At 45.0% G+C, this 17,226-nt stretch carries 13 protein-coding genes and 1 pseudogene; 5 read left to right on the top strand and 9 right to left on the bottom strand.

The window, feature by feature from the left end; translation table 11 throughout:
* Nucleotides 1–6: 6 nt before the first annotated feature.
* The gene (locus tag ASD24_RS19210) at nt 7–864 is read right to left on the bottom strand and encodes an ABC transporter permease (protein WP_200956174.1); all 858 of its coding nucleotides are present in this window, start codon (nt 862–864) and stop codon (nt 7–9) included.
* Between the two features lie 490 nt (nt 865–1,354).
* Here ASD24_RS19210 and ASD24_RS19215 point away from each other — a divergent pair, with 490 nt between their 5' ends.
* The 3 genes from ASD24_RS19215 (at nt 1,355) to ASD24_RS19225 (ending at nt 7,043) form a co-directional block, all read left to right on the top strand.
* A complete protein-coding gene (locus tag ASD24_RS19215; protein ID WP_056699062.1) occupies nt 1,355–3,160 on the top strand; it encodes a cache domain-containing sensor histidine kinase in 1,806 nt (601 codons plus the stop codon).
* Between the two features lie 485 nt (nt 3,161–3,645).
* Nucleotides 3,646–5,253: a response regulator transcription factor gene (locus ASD24_RS19220; protein WP_056699064.1), complete on the top strand. Its 1,608-nt coding sequence runs from the start codon at nt 3,646–3,648 to the stop codon at nt 5,251–5,253.
* 107 nt (nt 5,254–5,360) lie between these two features.
* Nucleotides 5,361–7,043 carry a hypothetical protein gene (locus ASD24_RS19225; RefSeq protein WP_056699066.1) on the top strand — a complete coding sequence of 561 codons (1,683 nt, stop codon included), beginning with the start codon at nt 5,361–5,363 and terminating at the stop codon, nt 7,041–7,043.
* A gap of 225 nt (nt 7,044–7,268) precedes the next feature.
* On the opposite strand, the gene ASD24_RS19230 is transcribed toward ASD24_RS19225, so the two are convergent.
* The 4 genes and pseudogenes from ASD24_RS19230 to ASD24_RS19240 all read right to left on the bottom strand — a co-directional run bounded on the left by ASD24_RS19230 (nt 7,269) and on the right by ASD24_RS19240 (nt 10,402).
* The gene (locus tag ASD24_RS19230; RefSeq protein ID WP_056699068.1) at nt 7,269–7,748 is read right to left on the bottom strand and encodes an SRPBCC family protein; all 480 of its coding nucleotides are present in this window, start codon (nt 7,746–7,748) and stop codon (nt 7,269–7,271) included.
* 178 nt (nt 7,749–7,926) lie between these two features.
* Nucleotides 7,927–8,172, bottom strand: a pseudogene (locus ASD24_RS31080) (hypothetical protein).
* 578 nt (nt 8,173–8,750) lie between these two features.
* Nucleotides 8,751–8,972: a hypothetical protein gene (locus tag ASD24_RS19235; RefSeq protein WP_235540681.1), complete on the bottom strand. Its 222-nt coding sequence runs from the start codon at nt 8,970–8,972 to the stop codon at nt 8,751–8,753.
* An 80-nt stretch (nt 8,973–9,052) separates the two neighbouring features.
* Nucleotides 9,053–10,402 carry a lipase family protein gene (locus ASD24_RS19240; protein ID WP_056699070.1) on the bottom strand — a complete coding sequence of 450 codons (1,350 nt, stop codon included), beginning with the start codon at nt 10,400–10,402 and terminating at the stop codon, nt 9,053–9,055.
* 109 nt (nt 10,403–10,511) lie between these two features.
* Between ASD24_RS19240 and ASD24_RS19245 the strand changes: the two genes are divergently transcribed.
* Nucleotides 10,512–10,835, top strand: a complete 324-nt coding sequence (locus tag ASD24_RS19245; protein WP_056699074.1) for a hypothetical protein — start codon at nt 10,512–10,514, stop codon at nt 10,833–10,835.
* Between the two features lie 530 nt (nt 10,836–11,365).
* Here the strand turns inward: ASD24_RS19245 and ASD24_RS19250 are convergent.
* The 3 genes from ASD24_RS19250 to ASD24_RS19260 all read right to left on the bottom strand — a co-directional run bounded on the left by ASD24_RS19250 (nt 11,366) and on the right by ASD24_RS19260 (nt 15,015).
* A complete protein-coding gene (locus ASD24_RS19250) occupies nt 11,366–13,087 on the bottom strand; it encodes a helix-turn-helix domain-containing protein (protein ID WP_056699077.1) in 1,722 nt (573 codons plus the stop codon).
* Between the two features lie 109 nt (nt 13,088–13,196).
* Nucleotides 13,197–13,973 (bottom strand): (2Fe-2S)-binding protein, encoded by a 777-nt coding sequence (locus ASD24_RS19255; RefSeq protein WP_056699079.1) that lies wholly within the window; start codon nt 13,971–13,973, stop codon nt 13,197–13,199.
* A gap of 1 nt (nt 13,974) precedes the next feature.
* Nucleotides 13,975–15,015: an ABC transporter substrate-binding protein gene (locus ASD24_RS19260; RefSeq protein ID WP_056699081.1), complete on the bottom strand. Its 1,041-nt coding sequence runs from the start codon at nt 15,013–15,015 to the stop codon at nt 13,975–13,977.
* 475 nt (nt 15,016–15,490) lie between these two features.
* On the opposite strand from ASD24_RS19260, the gene ASD24_RS19265 reads away from it, so the two are divergent.
* Complete coding sequence (locus ASD24_RS19265; RefSeq protein ID WP_056699083.1) at nt 15,491–15,790, top strand: hypothetical protein; 300 nt, start codon at nt 15,491–15,493, stop codon at nt 15,788–15,790.
* Nucleotides 15,791–15,871: 81 nt separating this feature from the next.
* Here the strand turns inward: ASD24_RS19265 and ASD24_RS19270 are convergent, their stop codons facing one another.
* Nucleotides 15,872–17,194 (bottom strand): LLM class flavin-dependent oxidoreductase, encoded by a 1,323-nt coding sequence (locus ASD24_RS19270; protein WP_056699087.1) that lies wholly within the window; start codon nt 17,192–17,194, stop codon nt 15,872–15,874.
* Between the last annotated feature and the right edge of the window lie 32 nt (nt 17,195–17,226).

Consider the following 17,226-nt stretch of genomic DNA (forward strand, 5'->3'; position numbering starts at 1 on the left):
TCCTTTCTAGAAAATTCGGTATCCGGCGAAACGGTAAGCCAGTCGGTAAGAGATTACGATCAGGATCAGACTGATGACCGATTTGAACAGATTCACCGCGGTAGCGAAGCTGAACTGCCCACTTAACAGACCTTCCCGATACACAAACGTATCAATGATATCCGCTTGCTGATAGATTAATGGACTATATAAGTTAAAGATCTGGTCGAAGTTCGCGTTGAGCACATTACCCAGTGCCAGAGTTGCGATTACAATCCCAATCGGGATGAGTGCCGGGATGGTAATATAGATCGTTTGCTTCCAGCGCCCTGCTCCATCCACTTCCGCAGCTTCATAGAGTGATGGATTGATGCCGGACAAGGCTGCAAGGAAGATGATTGTGTTGAAGCCGAACTCTTTCCAGACATCACTTGCAATGACCGTGAACCGGAACCAGCTACCGTCCCCAAGGAAGAAGATCGGCTTGATGCCAAATACCGAGACCAGGAACTGATTGACTATCCCCGTTTGCGCCAGAATGTCGATCAAAATACCGGACAGTGTTACCCAAGACAAAAAGTGTGGCAGATACACGAGTGTCTGGATCGTTCTTTTGAGCGCCATCTTCCGTACCTCATTGAGCAATAAGGCGAAGACAAATGGAATGATCAGGTTCATGACAATTTTGGAGCAGGCAAAAAACAGTGTATTCCACGTAATTTGCAGGAAGTAATCATTTTCCCACATGTACCTGAAGTGCTTCAGTCCTACCCATTCCGAATTTAAAAAACCTAACGCAGGTTTGTAATCTTGAAATGCCATCAGAATTCCCGACATCGGAATATATGAAAAAATAAAGACCATAATGGCCGCAGGCAACACCATGAAGTGTAGAATCCACGGCTGTTTATAACGTTTTTTTCTCTTATGCTCCAGCTTGTTTCCAAGACTGGCCTGCGGGACTCGTTTACCCTCCAATTTTGCCTCCATAGCGCTTCTCCTGTTCCCAAAAAAAGTTTTTGTGTGTGATGGGGTTCTCTGATATAAATAGTATCAAGCCATTCTGAGGTCTGACTATATAACATTGTTAGGCTCGATAGGGTTTTGTTAGTTTGATCTATATCGCTGAACACTATTTTTCACACAAACACTTCGATGACAGAACAACCTTCCAATCGCCGTTATCCCCAGATTTCTTTTATTCCCATTTTTAATGGGGAAATCCAAGGATAGCTTATGCTTCCGATGTAGCTTTCCTTCAGAAAGCTTTCAAGCGACCGCTCCGCTTCTCCAGGTTCTTTCTGTCCTCTCCGTTTCCGTGTGAATGTTTAGTTCAGCCTATGTAGTCTGAAAGTGAAGGTAAAGGAGAATTTTCATGCATACATGGAAGCGCTTAATATTATTTCCAGCCAAGGCGAGATCGCGGTTTAGCCTGTTTGCCAAAATAAATTTGTTAATAGTGGTGTTATTCATCCCTATTCTCATCATGTACACCTACTCGAATAGCGTCACCTATGACGTGGTGAGTAATGAGTTGCAGATTTCGAACACGAAGCAGCTGACGTTCCTATCCAGCCAGATCGATTCGCGCATTAATCAGATGATGGATTTCAGCTTAATTCTCTCTCGCGATCCGAATGTACGAGCCTTCAATGGATTGAATATGTGGGATGATCGGTATGACCAGATGCAGACCCGTTATGTCATACAGGAGAAGATGACGCTGCAATCCGGCGTTACAGATATATGGCCTACTCGGTATGCCGTGTATTCCCAGCAGAATCAGGAAGTTATCGCCAACTACAACCGTTCATCCGAGTATGATGAGGAATATTTGAAGAAAAATATGAGCGGACAATGGACCTACGGGGATCAAGGGACAGCACCTCAAGATGGACTGCAATCCTTCTACTGGTTCTTTACAGATTCCTTGGCTCAACCGGGAACGCTTACTGGAAGCAACCTCGTTATCGAAGCCAGTTTCAGCTATGAAAATATTCAAAATATGCTGGATACGTATAAAGCTGGCGGGCAAGGTGATCCGTTCTTTTATCACAAGGGTGACGCCCCCATTCTGAATCGTAGTGCAGACAAGCAGTTATCCCAAGAACTCATCCGTTATCTGGATACACACTCCTCGGCAGATACAACACAGGATGTCGTCGAGCTGGGTGGAAAAAAACACTTGGTTAGCTCCGTGAAATCCACGTATCTGGACTGGCATCTGGTTGATGTCATTCCGCTCTATCAGATTCTTCAGCCGATCTCACTCAGCCGGAATCTATTCTATGCTTGTATGATTTTGTTACTGGTGGTGGGCATCTCGGCATCGATCCTGCTCTACCGAAATGTGCAATATCCAATCAAAAAACTGATCAAAGGCTTACGCCGTGTAGAGCAGGGAGACTATTCCGTGCGCCTGCATAGTAACAAGCAGAACGAGTTCTCGTTCCTATTCCGCCGCTTCAACGACATGTCTCACCAGATTCAAGACCTGATCGAGAATGTATTTCATGAGAAAATTAGAGCTAGAGAAGCAACGCTGAAGCAGTTGCAAGCACAGATTAATCCACATTTTCTATATAACTGTCTTGGCTATATCATCAATATGGCTCAGATGAAGGACGAGCAAGCCGTCGTGTCCATGGCTCATAACTTAAGTGCGTATTATCGCTATACGACGCGCATGGAACGAGAGACCTCTTCCCTTCAGGAAGAGATTAAGCTGCTCATCAACTATCTGGATATTCAGAAGCTGCGTAATGGTCGCATTGAGTATCACATTGATATTCCGGAGAACATGCTCCATCAGCCTGTGCCGCGATTAATGCTGCAACCGATGGTCGAGAATTCCGTCATTCACGGCGTGGCGAAGTCCTATTCTTCCGGGGAAATTCGCATAACTGGCGAGAGCGAGGACGGAATAGGCAAAATATATATCGATGACGACGGCCCTGGCCTAAGTCCGGAACAGTACGAAGCACTGAACATGAAAATGCAGGAGCCGTTGCAAGAGGAAATGGGCTGCGGTCTCTGGAATACCAACCAGCGCATCATGCACCTATTCGGCACCCAATCCTACCTCCGATTCGGCCCTTCCCCACTTGGCGGATTCCGAACCGAGATCGTCTGGGAGATTCCGAAGGAAGATACAGATCCCGTGCGAGGAAACCGAAACTAATATGAGAGGTTGTTTAAAAAGTCAGATTGGGATGACAAAGGATGCCTAGAGACATATCGCATCGGATATAGGATTCAGGGGAAATAAGTATCTGATGAAATATGACAGAAGCGCAAAAACCTGGAGCACAGTAAAAAAACTTGAAAAGAACAGTGTATGTACTTGTTCAACTGAAAGCCTTTTTTGATAACTGGCTGTAGCGAAACCATACGATCCGTCCTTAAATTAATACTAATTCACCTTTATATTAGTCTTTCTTTAAAATAAAGGGGAGCTTTATGTGAACCAAAGCGAAGGATTGAAGGGATTCTGTAGAAGCGAAGCGTTCGCCTTTATCCCCGGATTTCACCTTTAGAAAAGATTCAATAAAATCTGGGGATAACAGCGATCGAAAGAACCCTTCAAATCCGTAGCGCCCTTGTTCACATCATCTATCCCTTGATTTTAACCTCAAGACTTATATACCACCCAAGGAGACTAACATCATGCAGATGATCATCGTAGACGACGAAGCACATTGGGTAGACAATCTATCCATGACAAAGCCCTGGCATACGCTGGGGATCGAACAGGTGCATAAAGCCTATTCGGCGCGTGAAGCTTTACAAATGATTGATACACACCCGATTGATATCGTGATTTCAGACATTCAAATGCCAGAAATGACAGGTATTGAACTGATTGAACGGATTCGAGTCCGTGACAAAAAAATTAAATGCATTCTTTTATCCGGGTACTCCGAATTCGAATATGCCAAAAAAGCCATCCAGTATGAGGCCGTAGATTATCTGCTCAAGCCGCCTACAGATGATGAATTAATGGGTGCAGTGCAGAAAGCAATCGACCAACTCAATAACGAATGGGAGCTTGTAAGCTCACTTACGCGAACTCAGTTTACTTTGCGGGAGAATCTGCCTCATTTGCGGGGACGACTGCTGTTAGAGGCCTTGCAGGGACATCGCTACTCTGCTAGTGAATGGGATCGGAAGCTCGCTAACTATGGTCTGCCCTTCCATACGGGGGATGCGGCACTTATGTTGGTGCGTTTGGAAGAGGAATTCGGTCAATATGACAGCCATGATCAGACGCTAATCGAATATGCCATCATCAATATGGCGGAGGAGATTATGGGTGAATTTATGGAAGTATGGGGTGTCAAGGAAGAGCACGGCTATCTGGTGTTCTTACTGCAATTGAAGGAGCGCAAAGGCGATATCGGCAAAGAAACCATTCTGGAGAAGCTGTCCATTCAGCTGCAATCTAAGGTCAAGCAGTTCCTCAAGGGCTCCCTCTCTATCGTTATGACCGAGTGGTTTGCTTTCCCGGAGCAGCTCTATCCCCGTTTTCGCCAGGCCTCTGCCTATTTCCGGCAGATCGTTGGAGACGAGCGCGAATTCGTGATGCGGGTCAGTGATGTGGAATCACACGCAGCGCAAGGCCCGTTGGATGAGCTTTATACCCCACCTACGTTGGTACAGCTGCTAGAGAGTGGGCAGTGGGATGCTGCGAAAGAGAAGATTCTCGCTGTCTGCGCGGAACTGGATGAGAAATGGTCGGAATCGTGGGAGCACTGCATGGAGGCTGGTTTTCTCATTACGGCTTCATTCACTAATCTCGCACACCGTAACAAGCTCACACTGGCTCATCTAATGGGTAGCGATATCGAATTTCTTCAGAGTGGAGAAGCCTTCTCCACTATTGGAAAACTGCGGAAATGGTCACTCAGCGTACTTGGCAAACTCAAGGAAGGCACGTCCAACGAGATCAAGGACATTCGCTCCGAGTATGTGAAGAAGATTCAGGATTATACAGATAAGAACCTGCATTTGGATGTGTCTCTGCGAGCCTTGGCCGATCATGTCAATCTGCATCCGACCCATCTGTCCAAGATTTATAAGATTGAAACAGGCGAAGGCATTAGTGAATATATCTCGCGCCTACGTATGGATCGAGCCTGTCACAAGCTGGTGACGACCAGCAAAAAAGTATATGAAATCAGTATGGAGATTGGCTATATGGACCCAGCTTATTTTATCAAAGTATTCAAGCGTCAGTTCGGCGTAACGCCACAGGAGTATAGAGACCAGCATTAATAACATAATAGAGTCCTATCAAAACTAACAAACTCATATAGATGCCCTCCCACCCAAATTGGTACAGTTACATTAGTAAAGATCATACATCGTAGGGGGATTGAACAATGATCAAATTCAAAACATGGTGGTCACTGCTCATGGTTATCGCACTCATCACGATCACTGCGTGCGGCAGTGGTGAGACAGCGAGTGAAAATGGTACTGACGATAATACGCCGGCAACTGTCGGTTCGGCTGAAGCAGAAGCTGCTTTTGCTAATGGAAAATACGACCCACCTATTGAGTTTAGTTCGGTGCTGATGCCGAAGAAATACGTGCAAGGCGATACAAAAGAAAACAATGTGCACGATCGTTGGATGCTGGAAACGCTGGGTATGAAGCATAAGGATACATGGTATCCGGCCAATGACGATCAATACAGACAGAAGCTGCAGCTCGCGATTGCGTCTGGCGAGAAACTGCCTGATTTCGTAACTGTACCAACCAACGCTGTACTGACGAATCAGCTGATCGACTCCGGTCAATTCATCGCCATCGATGAGCTGTTCGACAAGTACGCAAACCAAACACTGAAAGATCACGCAGCAGCGCATCCTGAGCTGTGGTACCCGTTTACCAAGGACGGCAAAAAATACAACATGCCGATCATGGAGTACACGGATAACGACGATACCCTGCTCTGGCTCAGAGAAGACTGGATGGAGAAGCTGAATCTAGAAGCTCCAAAGACCATCGCAGACCTTGAGAACATCATGGACAAATTCAAGAACGAGAACCCGGACGGTCTGTCTCCGGATAAAGTGTTCCCACTGGCAATCTCGCTGAAAAATAACACCAATACCTGGATGGGCTCGCTCGACTGGTTATTCGGTGCATACGGCACAATCCAGGAACAATGGAACAAAGACGCCGATGGTAATCTCGAATATGGCTCCATTAACCCAGGTGCCAAACAAGCTCTTGCCAAGCTAAACGAATGGATGAACAAAGGGTACATCCACGCCGACTCTGCACTGTGGGACGAAGGTAAATCTGCTGAAAGCTGGACTGCTGGCAACGCTGGCATTCTGCCTGGAGCGAACTGGGTACCCGACTGGCCTGCACCTGACCTGCTGAAGAACGTACCTGGTGCCAAATACAAAGCCTACCCTATTCCGGCTGGCCCAGACGGCAAGATCGGTACGAAGTGGCAGAACTCTGGTGTGAACGCCAGTATCATGATTAATAAGGATGCCAAGCATCCCGAAGCAATTTTCCTGTACTACAACTACTTGCTCGATAACCTGGCCAACCCGGCTGCAGGTAGTGATTACGAATATGGCTTTGCCAAAGGATACGACTGGGATATCATCGACGGTCAACCAACCAGTGATAAGGAGAAAATCAAAGACTTCTCCAACGAATTCCCATTCCTGACTGGTCCAGCACGTATTCCAGACCTGTACATGAAAACCCTCGTGAAACTAGCCGACGGTGAGAAGCCCGAAACGCCTTACGAGAAACAAATGGCCGAGTTCCGCAAACCGGAAAACTGGGTCGCTGCCAAAGTCGTCATGTCTCAGATCGACATTCGCAAACAAAACTATTTCACTGGTGCTGCCACACCAACCATGGTCTCCAAATGGAACCTGCTCCGCCAGTCCGAGATGGAAACGTTCAATAAGATCATCTACGGCAAACTGCCAGTCGATGCCTTCGACCAATTCGTCGCCAACTGGAAATCCAACGGCGGAGACCAGATCACGCAAGAAGTGAATGATTGGTTTAAGTCGGTGAGTGGGAATTAAGGATTGGGATTTGGGAAACATAAAGCACTAAAACCCGAGCTGAAGCGTGTATAACTCGCTTCGACTCGGGTTTTTTAAGTTGAATTTTTGTACCGCTTGCCTTTTATAGGTTCGCGTTAGTGGAATTAGCGTTAGTGATTTGAACCTTTGTTGAGTTCTCTATTATTTATAATATTTGTTTTTCTTGTTCGACCTCAGCGCTAGTCGTGGAATAACTTTTCCTTTTTAAGGTTCCATTCTAAATGCATCACTATAGATTTCACGCAGCTTGGCTGAGTTATCGTTCCACTGAATAGGTTTACCATTGATAATCTGCACCAACACATCCAGACACCTATGCCATCCTGTGGCAGTATTTACTGCCCATGAATCATTATTAAACGTATGGGTGAAGGTCATTCGGCACCCTTGATCTTCCTCCTGCAATGAAATGTTAATCAGATCATCAACTTCACGGAAACCAAATACGTATGGCTTGTCTAGCTCGGTGATGATCCCCTCATATCTCGTTCCTTCACCGTCATCAAAGGCAATCTTGCCCCCAATTCTGAGATCCATCTCTCCTGTTGCGAAAGGGTACCATTGGGAGAAAGAACTAGACTTCGTAATAACAAGGAATACATCTTCTGGATTGTGACGAAGAAATCGTTCAAATCTCAAAGCATAACGACCGTTCGACTCATGTAATGTACCATATTCATTCATCAGCTCATTCTCCCTTTCAATCCTTTGACTATTCACTTATGTAACTCTAACCTCTTCAAATCAATACTAAAATTCTGTTGTTTCTAAATATCCAATCCAAGAAGCCCTTTGTGTTCTTTAGGCAATACGTCTACGTCTACGTCTACATCTATCTCTATACTCTCAATGCTGTTTGTGCCTATGATAATCTCACTCTCATTAATGGATCCTTACGCAGATGAATCACAAAGTCTTGATTTGAAGTATGATATACAAAGTTACCAGGCTCTACTTGAAAAAATTCTCTATTCGCATCTTATTCTGATACCGTGCGAATGGGTGCAACTTCATCTACAATCTTTTTATTATCTTCCTCATGATAATGAATGATATTTACCAGAACAAATTGGTCAGGGAACAGTTCTCTAACTTCTTGCCATTTAATGAGTTATACCTCCTGTTATTCGTATTGGTTCAACTTTCTATCATTTTAACATATCCCCTAATTTCATATACCGTTCCTGTATACATAAATTCGATCTGATTAAATGTTTCTTTACTTAAGTATAGAAAAGTAAAAAAACCGTCTCTTTGGTATATGGTTACCAGCACTTCCATACTAAGAGATGGTGTTTTTATCTTTCAATTTCTTTAGCCGATGTATTTTCTTAATTTTGATTTCTCCGTCATCGCCGCTAAGAGTTTCAATTAATCTCCGACCTGCCCATATAGCATTGAAATATTCCACTGTGGTTCTATGAAAACTATGTCTACTTCTTTCTGGTAATGCTCTAAAAAATCATTTGCACTCCGTTTATCTCTAAAGGAGGTAAACAAAATGGACAAAAAATCTCTCCTTTTGTTTATGAATTGATCTATTGTCATTTAGGCTTTTCAGACACTCTGATCATTTCCTCGACACTTTCTTCTGGAGACAACCAGAGTTGCAATTAAATGATCGGCCTGGAACTTGGTTATGTGAATGAGAATGCTGTAGAATCTGCAAACAACTGTTAGGATAATTCATCTCAGTATGCGGCGGTGTCTGCTGTCCTCACGGTCAGCTTCCTCCATCTTGCGAATATATCGTCGCAGTTCTTCTTTATGTGCCTCCAACTCAACCATTCGTGAGGATGTCCCGCTCAAGAAAGACTGCATCTTGAATCCTAGCGTTGATGCGGCGTTTCCGACCCAATCCTGCTCCAGCCGATTATGAATTGAACGCATCTTCTGTTCCTGCTGCATCAACCGCTCCTGCAACTGTTCACATTGCTGAACTGCTCTTCATAGATCTGATAATGATACTGATATTCTAGACATGTTACTTACCTCCCGTTAATGAACTGGTCTGCCTGAATGAAATCTTCGTGCTTGCGTTCAATGTACTCGGCAATTTCACTGATTGATTCCTGATACCAACGGTTGATTCGTTCCAGTGTCGCCGTAGCTTCATAAGCGATCGGAGTGAAGGAATGGCTCTCACTTGTAGCGGTATAAACCTCAAACATCTTGATGGAAGTTCGTGCATCATTTGAGAACCCAACCAGACTAAGTCTCATTTCCTTGGCCGCATGCGCCAATTCCTCAGGCGTTAGTCGAATTGTGCCGCCACCTTCTCCTGATTTCCCAACGGATGCAGCCGCAATCAAAGGGGCTACCAACCCTCCAACTAGGTTAGACAAAGCCAGTTTTGATTCCTGATAAGCGATCCAGCGCGGTGAGTTGTCAATCCGTTTCCCAGTAGCGCGATCTATAAGTGGACCGACCAAGTTACCTTGTTTATCAAACTGAAACTGGTTCATTGAATGGTAACCCTTGCCATCTTCTTTAGAGAACGAGTCAAAAAAGCGAATAATATTGCCCGCTTGGAGCTTGTCTAGATCTATATTCAATGGGATATAAATGGGAGCCACTAGTTGAGATTGTAGTCTCCAGTTTTGGTACATCGCATTAGCCGAATCAAAATCCTGGTCTTTGTAGTACGTGCTGCCAACATGTCTAACATATTCATTAATCCCTCCTGCACCTACGGAATCGTTAGGTTGGACAATGTTCACCACTTTTCCATCATAGTAACCTTCGTTCACTTTGGCCAAGCTTGCATCATCCAGCAGATTAATTACACTTGGAGCACTGTATGTCATGGCTGACAAATCCTGCCTCGCTGCCACGTATTGCGCTAAACCACCTCCAAGCGAATGTCCCGTGAGTGAGATACTGGCGTCGGGGTATTTTTCTTCGACTTGTTCATAGAGCACTTCTGCCTGATGAAACTGATTGTTTTCCCAAGCAATATCGTCCTTGATGGATAAAATAAAACTCTTTTTGAAAATGTTATGATGATCAGGATCAGTTACGGCATCTTCCAATTTTCTAGTACGCCCAGTTAAAACATCGTATACGTCCGTTTCGTAATCGACTGCTCTCCCAAGCCAGCTTCCATCTGGCTCCGTTCCGCGGTAACCGATGACGATCTGATCCGTCTGATTGTTTTGGAGGACGATAGAATCAAAACCCGACACCTTATTGTGGAGCTTCACACCTTCAGGTTCGATGACCTTCCACTGTGCATAATCTTCCTCTTCTGTAAGCGGTGTGCCGGCAGTAACGTTGTCCTGGTAGGCAAGGTTGGATATTTTTTGATACAACTCATCACTAATGTAATCGTCTCGCATAAAATACCTCCTGAATTGAACATTTCAAGTTGAATATGTAAACTAGTGATAATCCAATCTTTATAGTATATTAATACCATTCTATAAGAGAAAGTAGAGGTGTCCCCGCTTGAGAAAACCTTTCATCCTGTTTGTAATTCTAATCATTTCATCACTCTTGCTTGGAGCATGTGCTTCCGAAGAGAAAAAGGCGATCGTATCTTCCGCTGAGAAGTTTGCTGCAAATTATATTTCTGAAAAATATGGGGAAACCGTCCGTTTTACTGAGTATAAATTTTCTCCTCCCGATTTAGACAAATCGTTAGGGCTCCACGGTTATATTGAAGGAAACAAGGAACAGAAAGTGTTTGTTCTCGTAAAATACGATCCTCTGAGTATCGAGACACTATCCCTTCCTGAGGAGATACGTGCTAAGAAACCGCACTCCGAATAGGAAGTGAATTACCTTACTAAAAACAAAAAAATATATCGAGCTTGTCAACCATCTCAAACCTTATACTGCAAAGATTTATATCTACGTAAGATCTTAATCAAGTAATTATGAGTTGAAATGAGAAAGACAGTAAAGAAATAAAGACGGGACACAGTTCTGTAGTTAACAGAATGGCCGTCTTATTCTTCCTGTTCTCGCTTCAGATTATTATTTATAGAATAAAATTCATAAGTTATTCAAATGCGGATGGGAAGCCCAGTTCACGAATATAGACAAAGAAATTATATTCAATTAGGACAAATTACATAGACTATCAGATTTCCCTTTTTAATCATAGGTAATATATGGATTTTATCTTTTGATAATTACTTCTGTCAACTATCTCCACAACAACAAAACAAAGAAATCAGTAATAATTACACGTTAGAATGTCTCCTTTCTTAATTATGATACATCTCGGTTGGAACCACTCTACTAATTCAATTAATTCTAAATATACGCAAATAGGAGAGTCCAAGCGGATCTCCCCCTTAAGCCAAAAAAGCCTGCGCAATCTGATCCACGATCCCATTAATTCCTGTTGGTCCATAACAGCCGATCCAGGTTGCGGCATCGACCGAGTGTATGTGTTGTCGCTCACCCTCATCAAGCATGCCCCAGACACGCTGCTCTGTCGCAGATATGCCATCCTGAATGAGTTCATTACTCAGCAAGAAATAGTGACTAGCATGTACAACTGGTAGTCTATCCACTGAAATATGATAGGCCGTGTCAGAGGTGTCTGCGACAAATAACGGAGCAGGCAGACCTAGATCACGGTACAGTACAGCACCTGTACGATGAAACGGCGAATGTACGCGAACCAGAGACTCCAGCGGACGGATCAATGCCACGCTTTTGCCTGCCAATACTGGAGCAAGCTCTTCTGACAGCAAAGCCGTTCGGCGATGATAATCCGCAATAATACGTTTGGCTTCTGCTCGCTTACCCGTTAGTTCACCGAACAAGCTCAGAATGGTCTGCCAGCTCTCATTGCGCTTGAACATGAGAACTGGAGCGATCCGACTTAAACGTTCATAATACTGGTCATGCACCTCGGTACAGATAATCAGATCCGGTGCCAACCGTTCCACCGCAGGCAGATCAGGGTACTCATAGGTTCCGAGCAACTCGGTATTTTGCAGCCCTGCTCTAATATATTGAGGGAAATTGACCACCGCACTCCCCGTTCCTACACTACCTGCTGGAGACAAATCCAGCGCAAGCATATGATCCGCATATTGAACATCGAGTACAGCGATACGCCGTGGTGGCTCAGTGACACAATATTCCCCTCGCATATGGCATATAACTGTGCCTTCGGATGACTCATATGAAGAAGCCATGTTATTCCTGAGCAAGGAATCTGACATATAATTATCCGTTCTCGAAGCAGATGTAAGCCTATAGCGCTGCGGCGGAACCCCAAAGTATTTTTTAAATGCTCGACTGAAATAATACATATCGCGATAACCCATTTTGTCAGCAATTTCACCGATGGAAACATCCGTATGACGCAGCATCCGTGATGCACTCTCCATCCGTAACTGAATGACGTATTCCATCGGCCCGAGTTCTTTCTCTTGTTTGAAGCGTCGCTGTAGCTGTCTTACACTGCATCCAGCAAGTGCCGCTAACTCCTTCAGCTCCAGATTCTGCCGATAGTGACCCGATATATATGTAGCGACAGCATCCACCATGTCTGACTTTGCTCCGCCCTGACTGCTCTCATACTCCATAATGAGTTCGTAGATTATGCCCTGCATCAATGCATTGGCGTGAAACCGTTCCAGCCCTTCACCACGACTCCATTTTGCTACAATTTTCTCCGCGACCTGAACCCATTCCGTTTGAGTGACAGAATCCTGTATAAATGAAGTGTTCAACGGATGTTTACGATACGAGGGCATAACAAGAGAGGCTCCTTCCATAGAAGTAACCTGGTACATGATCACAAGATATTGTAAGTCCTCTGCTATAGCAGTCAGCGTAAAGGATGCTCCCTTAGCCACATGAGCAGCAAAAGAAGCCCCTACATGGCAAACCTCACCATTTATGAAGAGCTCCCCTTCTCCCCCGCCTGCCAATAGCAGCACATTGGATGTTAATTCTGTTTCGCTAAGCACGCTACCTGTCTGCAAAATTCCGCTATGCAGTTCAAGCACCTTGATCGCCGTATTACTCCATAGACTTGTCTGTTCTTGCAGCGGCATTTCTCTCATCTCCTGACAATAGCATCCTTTGCTAGAGAGAATCGCCCGAATAGGTGTATACCCTTAACTCCAAGCGAGTCCCTTAGCAAAGGTAAAATTGTTGCTCTTGTCATTTTAATTGAGATTCATTCTCATTGTCAATTTTCGGACATTTCCTGCAATATTCCCCTGACATCTGGTAATAGAAACAACAGGTGATCCGTTCGCTTTTCGCAACTGGAATATTGTCTTTAATGTACGTGAAGCGGGTTAACGGATTCTTTCTCACACCAAACACTTGCCCCGATGCCACCTGCGTCAGATATGCAAAATCAGCCTGGATATGCTCATTTCCCTGCTCTACCTCGTCTGCATCAGGCGTATACAGCGGCCCAATGCGTACCATGATATTCTCCCAAAGAATGCTCATGGAAAGAGGTGCAACCACAGCAAGCGTTTGTAACAACGGTGTAAGCTGCTCTGCAAACATCTCCTGTACTACCTTTTCCCGCCACACGTTTCTTTCTCCCGTTAGTTCTTCTGCTTGAAGCCCATTCACCGCTAGAAAAGGAAAACGTGTACCGCCCTCATTAGATGAGAGCGTCGGATGATAGAGGAAGCTGTTCTCCAGCTGAAACGAAACATGCTGGTGATGAAACGTCATTGCGGTCACAAGTGGAGCTGTCCACAGATAACCAATTCGCTTGGCTAACATGGAAGCGGCAACCTTCATGTCAGGCGCATCAATATACTCCTGAAACCAGCTGATATACTCTCGGCATACCGCTTCATCATGCAGCTCACTCAAAGCAATGGTACGGACACTATTCTCAGGCGGCTTACCAAGCAGAATCGAATGATCCTCCACGGTTTCTTTCCATAAGTCACTCGAGAGATACTGATCCATATTAATTCGATCCCAGCAGCGCTTCTGATGCTTGATCTACAATCAGGTTAATCGCGATAGGACCATAGTATGCGATCCAAAGGGTTGAATTTACGTCATAGGTAAGGTTGTTTTTCACTGCATCTAGAGATTGCCATACTGGATTGCTAACCATAGCCTCTGCCTCTGCTGCAAACAGCTCATCTGACAGTACGAAATAACGATCTGCGCCGATCTCAGGAACCTTCTCCATCGAGATTTCAACAGAGGTATCCCCTTTGATCTCCTCAACGAGTGCAGGCATTTTCAAACCTAAGTCCTTATACAGAATTTCGCCTGTGCGATGCTCGATACCATGAACACGGATGCCTTCTTTTCTCGGACGAATAAGGGCTACCGTCTCATCTCCCATTTTCTCTGCCAGTTGCGCCTTCACTCCAGCGGCTTTCTCCTCATATGCTTTACGCACTGTCTCTGCCTCGTCCTGCTTGTCTGTAATCTGAGCAATCGTAGCTAACGTATCACGCCAGTCTTCGTAGAAGTCGAGTACGAGGGTTGGTGCGATTTTGCTCACACTCTCATACTGTTTCTCTTGAAAGTCAGTCATGATGATCAGATCCGGATCCAAAGCTACAATAGCTTCCAGATTAGGCTCGTCCCGTGTACCCAGAACCTGTACGTCTTTCGGCTCATCACCTAAGTATTCTGGAAAATCGGTGTTGCCTCCAGCGATAACACTACCTGCCGGCTTCTCGCCAACAGCTAACATTTGATCCAGAAACTTAACATCAAGCACAGCAATTCTCTGTGGTTTCTCATCTAGTGTTAGCTCGCCCTTCATATGTTTGAGCGTTACAGGAAAAGCTCCTGCAGCTTGAGTTTCTGTATTCGAAGGTGTTTCCGCAGGCGTTGCAGCAGACTCATTGCCCCCGTTTGTACCTGCTCCGGCACCACAAGCCGTTAATACAAGCACAAGTGTCAGCATCAGACCCATGATAAATCGTGTTTTTTGGGCAGCGTATATCTTGCTTATCGCCGTTTTCCCCTCTGTTCCTTTAATCAAGATGAATCCCCCTTGTATGTGATAATGATTTTCATTATCGTATGATAAGGCGAGTATATACGATCTTCACACCGCCTTACCATGTACTTTTGCGACATTTCAACCGGACTAAAACGACATTACATCTACATACCCAAGCTCACAAACACAAGGTATACTTGAAAATAAATGTAATTCACACAACATAAGGATGTGCTTTTCATGAAGAATAAGTGGCTAATACTGAGTATCGTTACACTATGTATTCTACTTATATTGGGTAATTTCAGGTGGGTTGACCTCGAATCCAGCGTAGACTTCAGGTATAAGTGCGTGTTCAAAAAGGTCGGTTTTCAGTATCGAGAAGATGGGGTGAAGCTAGAAATGGAGTAGCGGAGCGTAGATGGAGCTACGTGAGCAACGGACATTTCGGCTGAATCCCAGCTTCGATGCTGATGATGCCGCTAGGCATCCTTCGTAATCAAAAGCGGACTTTTTGAACAACCTCTATAAGTATGACAGATGGGCAGGGCAGAAATGGGTAGACTTCTATCCACCGCTAGCTTCTACCAATAGCATGGAGTTTCCACTTATCTATATTGATGAGATCAACCAGGACACGCTAGAAACGTATTTGCACAAACAAGCTCTCTCAGGAGAGTTAGCGAATAAGTGGGTTGAACGTACGAGGATCACAGACGGGTATATTGGTCTAATATTACTAAATATTTTAGTGGTCATATGGAGTGGATTTAAGCTAGTTATTCTAAGAAACAAAAAAGAAAGAGCGTCTTAGTTAAGACACCCTTGTCCTTACTCATTCATTTCCAATCTCAACTTCATCGTATCACGATTAGAAACCAATTTAGCTATTCATTTAGCTACTCGAAGCAACATAACGGTTAACCGGAACATTAAGCCCCAGATTCCCACGTAACGTATCGTGCTCATACTCTGTGCGGAACAGTCCGCGCTGTTGCAGCACCGGTACGACTAACTCCACAAAATCTTCCAGACCATTCGGTACCGTCGGGAGAATAATAAAGCCGTCCACCGCCTGCTGCTCGAACCATAGTTGCATTCTGTCAGCAATCGTTTCAGGTGTGCCAAAAAATAGGGGGCGGGGCTGTGCCACATGTAGAGCAACCTCGCGCAACGTTAACCCTTGCTCCTTGGCATCCCTTTTGATCTGATCCGTCAGACTTCGGAAGCCATTGGAGCCGAAATCGCCCAGATCCGGGAAAGGCTCATCCAGAGCATACTGCGTAAAATCATGATAATCGAAATAACGACTCAAGTATTGAACTGCATCTTCGACGGAGCCAAGACGGACAACCTCATCATATTTACGCTGAGCCTCCTCTTCGGTATGCCCTACAATCGGTGCAATGCCTGGCAAAATCAGAATGTCCTCTGGCTTGCGTCCGTGGGAGACAGCCCGCTGCTTCAGGTCATCATATACCGCCTTGGCTTCCTCCAATGAATTCCCATGAACAAAGACAGCGTCTGCTGTACTCGCAGCAAAATTTCGCCCTGATTCCGAAGCACCTGCTTGGAAAATGACAGGATGTCCCTGTTTCGAACGTGCGATGTTCAGCGGGCCTGCCACCTGGTAAAACTCACCTTTATGATTAAGCTTGTGTAGCTTCTCTGGGTCAAAGAAAATGCCGCTTTCCTTATCTCGAATTAACGCATCATCTTCCCACGAGTCCCATAGGCCCCGCGTAACCTCCACATACTCTTCTGCCATGCGATAACGGGTTTCATGATCAGGATGGCCCCCCTTGTTGAAGTTGTCCGCCACCCCCTCCGATGGCGAGGTCACCACATTCCAAGCTGCGCGTCCACCGCTTAGATGATCTAGAGATGCAAACTGACGAGCCACGGTAAACGGTTCGCTGTAGGAAGTGGACAGCGTTCCCGCAAGACCGATGTTTCGAGTTGATGCTGCCAGGGCAGACAAAACCGTAAGTGGCTCAAAACGATTCAAAAAATGAGGAATTGACTTCTCGGTAATATGTAGACCATCTGCAATAAACACAAAATCAAGCTTGCCTGCCTCTGCACGCTTAGCCTGCTGAATATAAAAGTCTATATTAATACTTGCATCTGCCGGTAGATCCGGATGTCTCCAACCCGAAACACTGGAACCAACGCCGTGCAATGATGTGCCCAGCTTTAATTGACCTTCTCTAGACATAACCGTTCTCCTCTCAACTCTTTTTGAACACA

Source organism: Paenibacillus sp. Root52, from assembly GCF_001426865.1.
Classification (GTDB): Bacteria; Bacillota; Bacilli; order Paenibacillales; family Paenibacillaceae; genus Paenibacillus.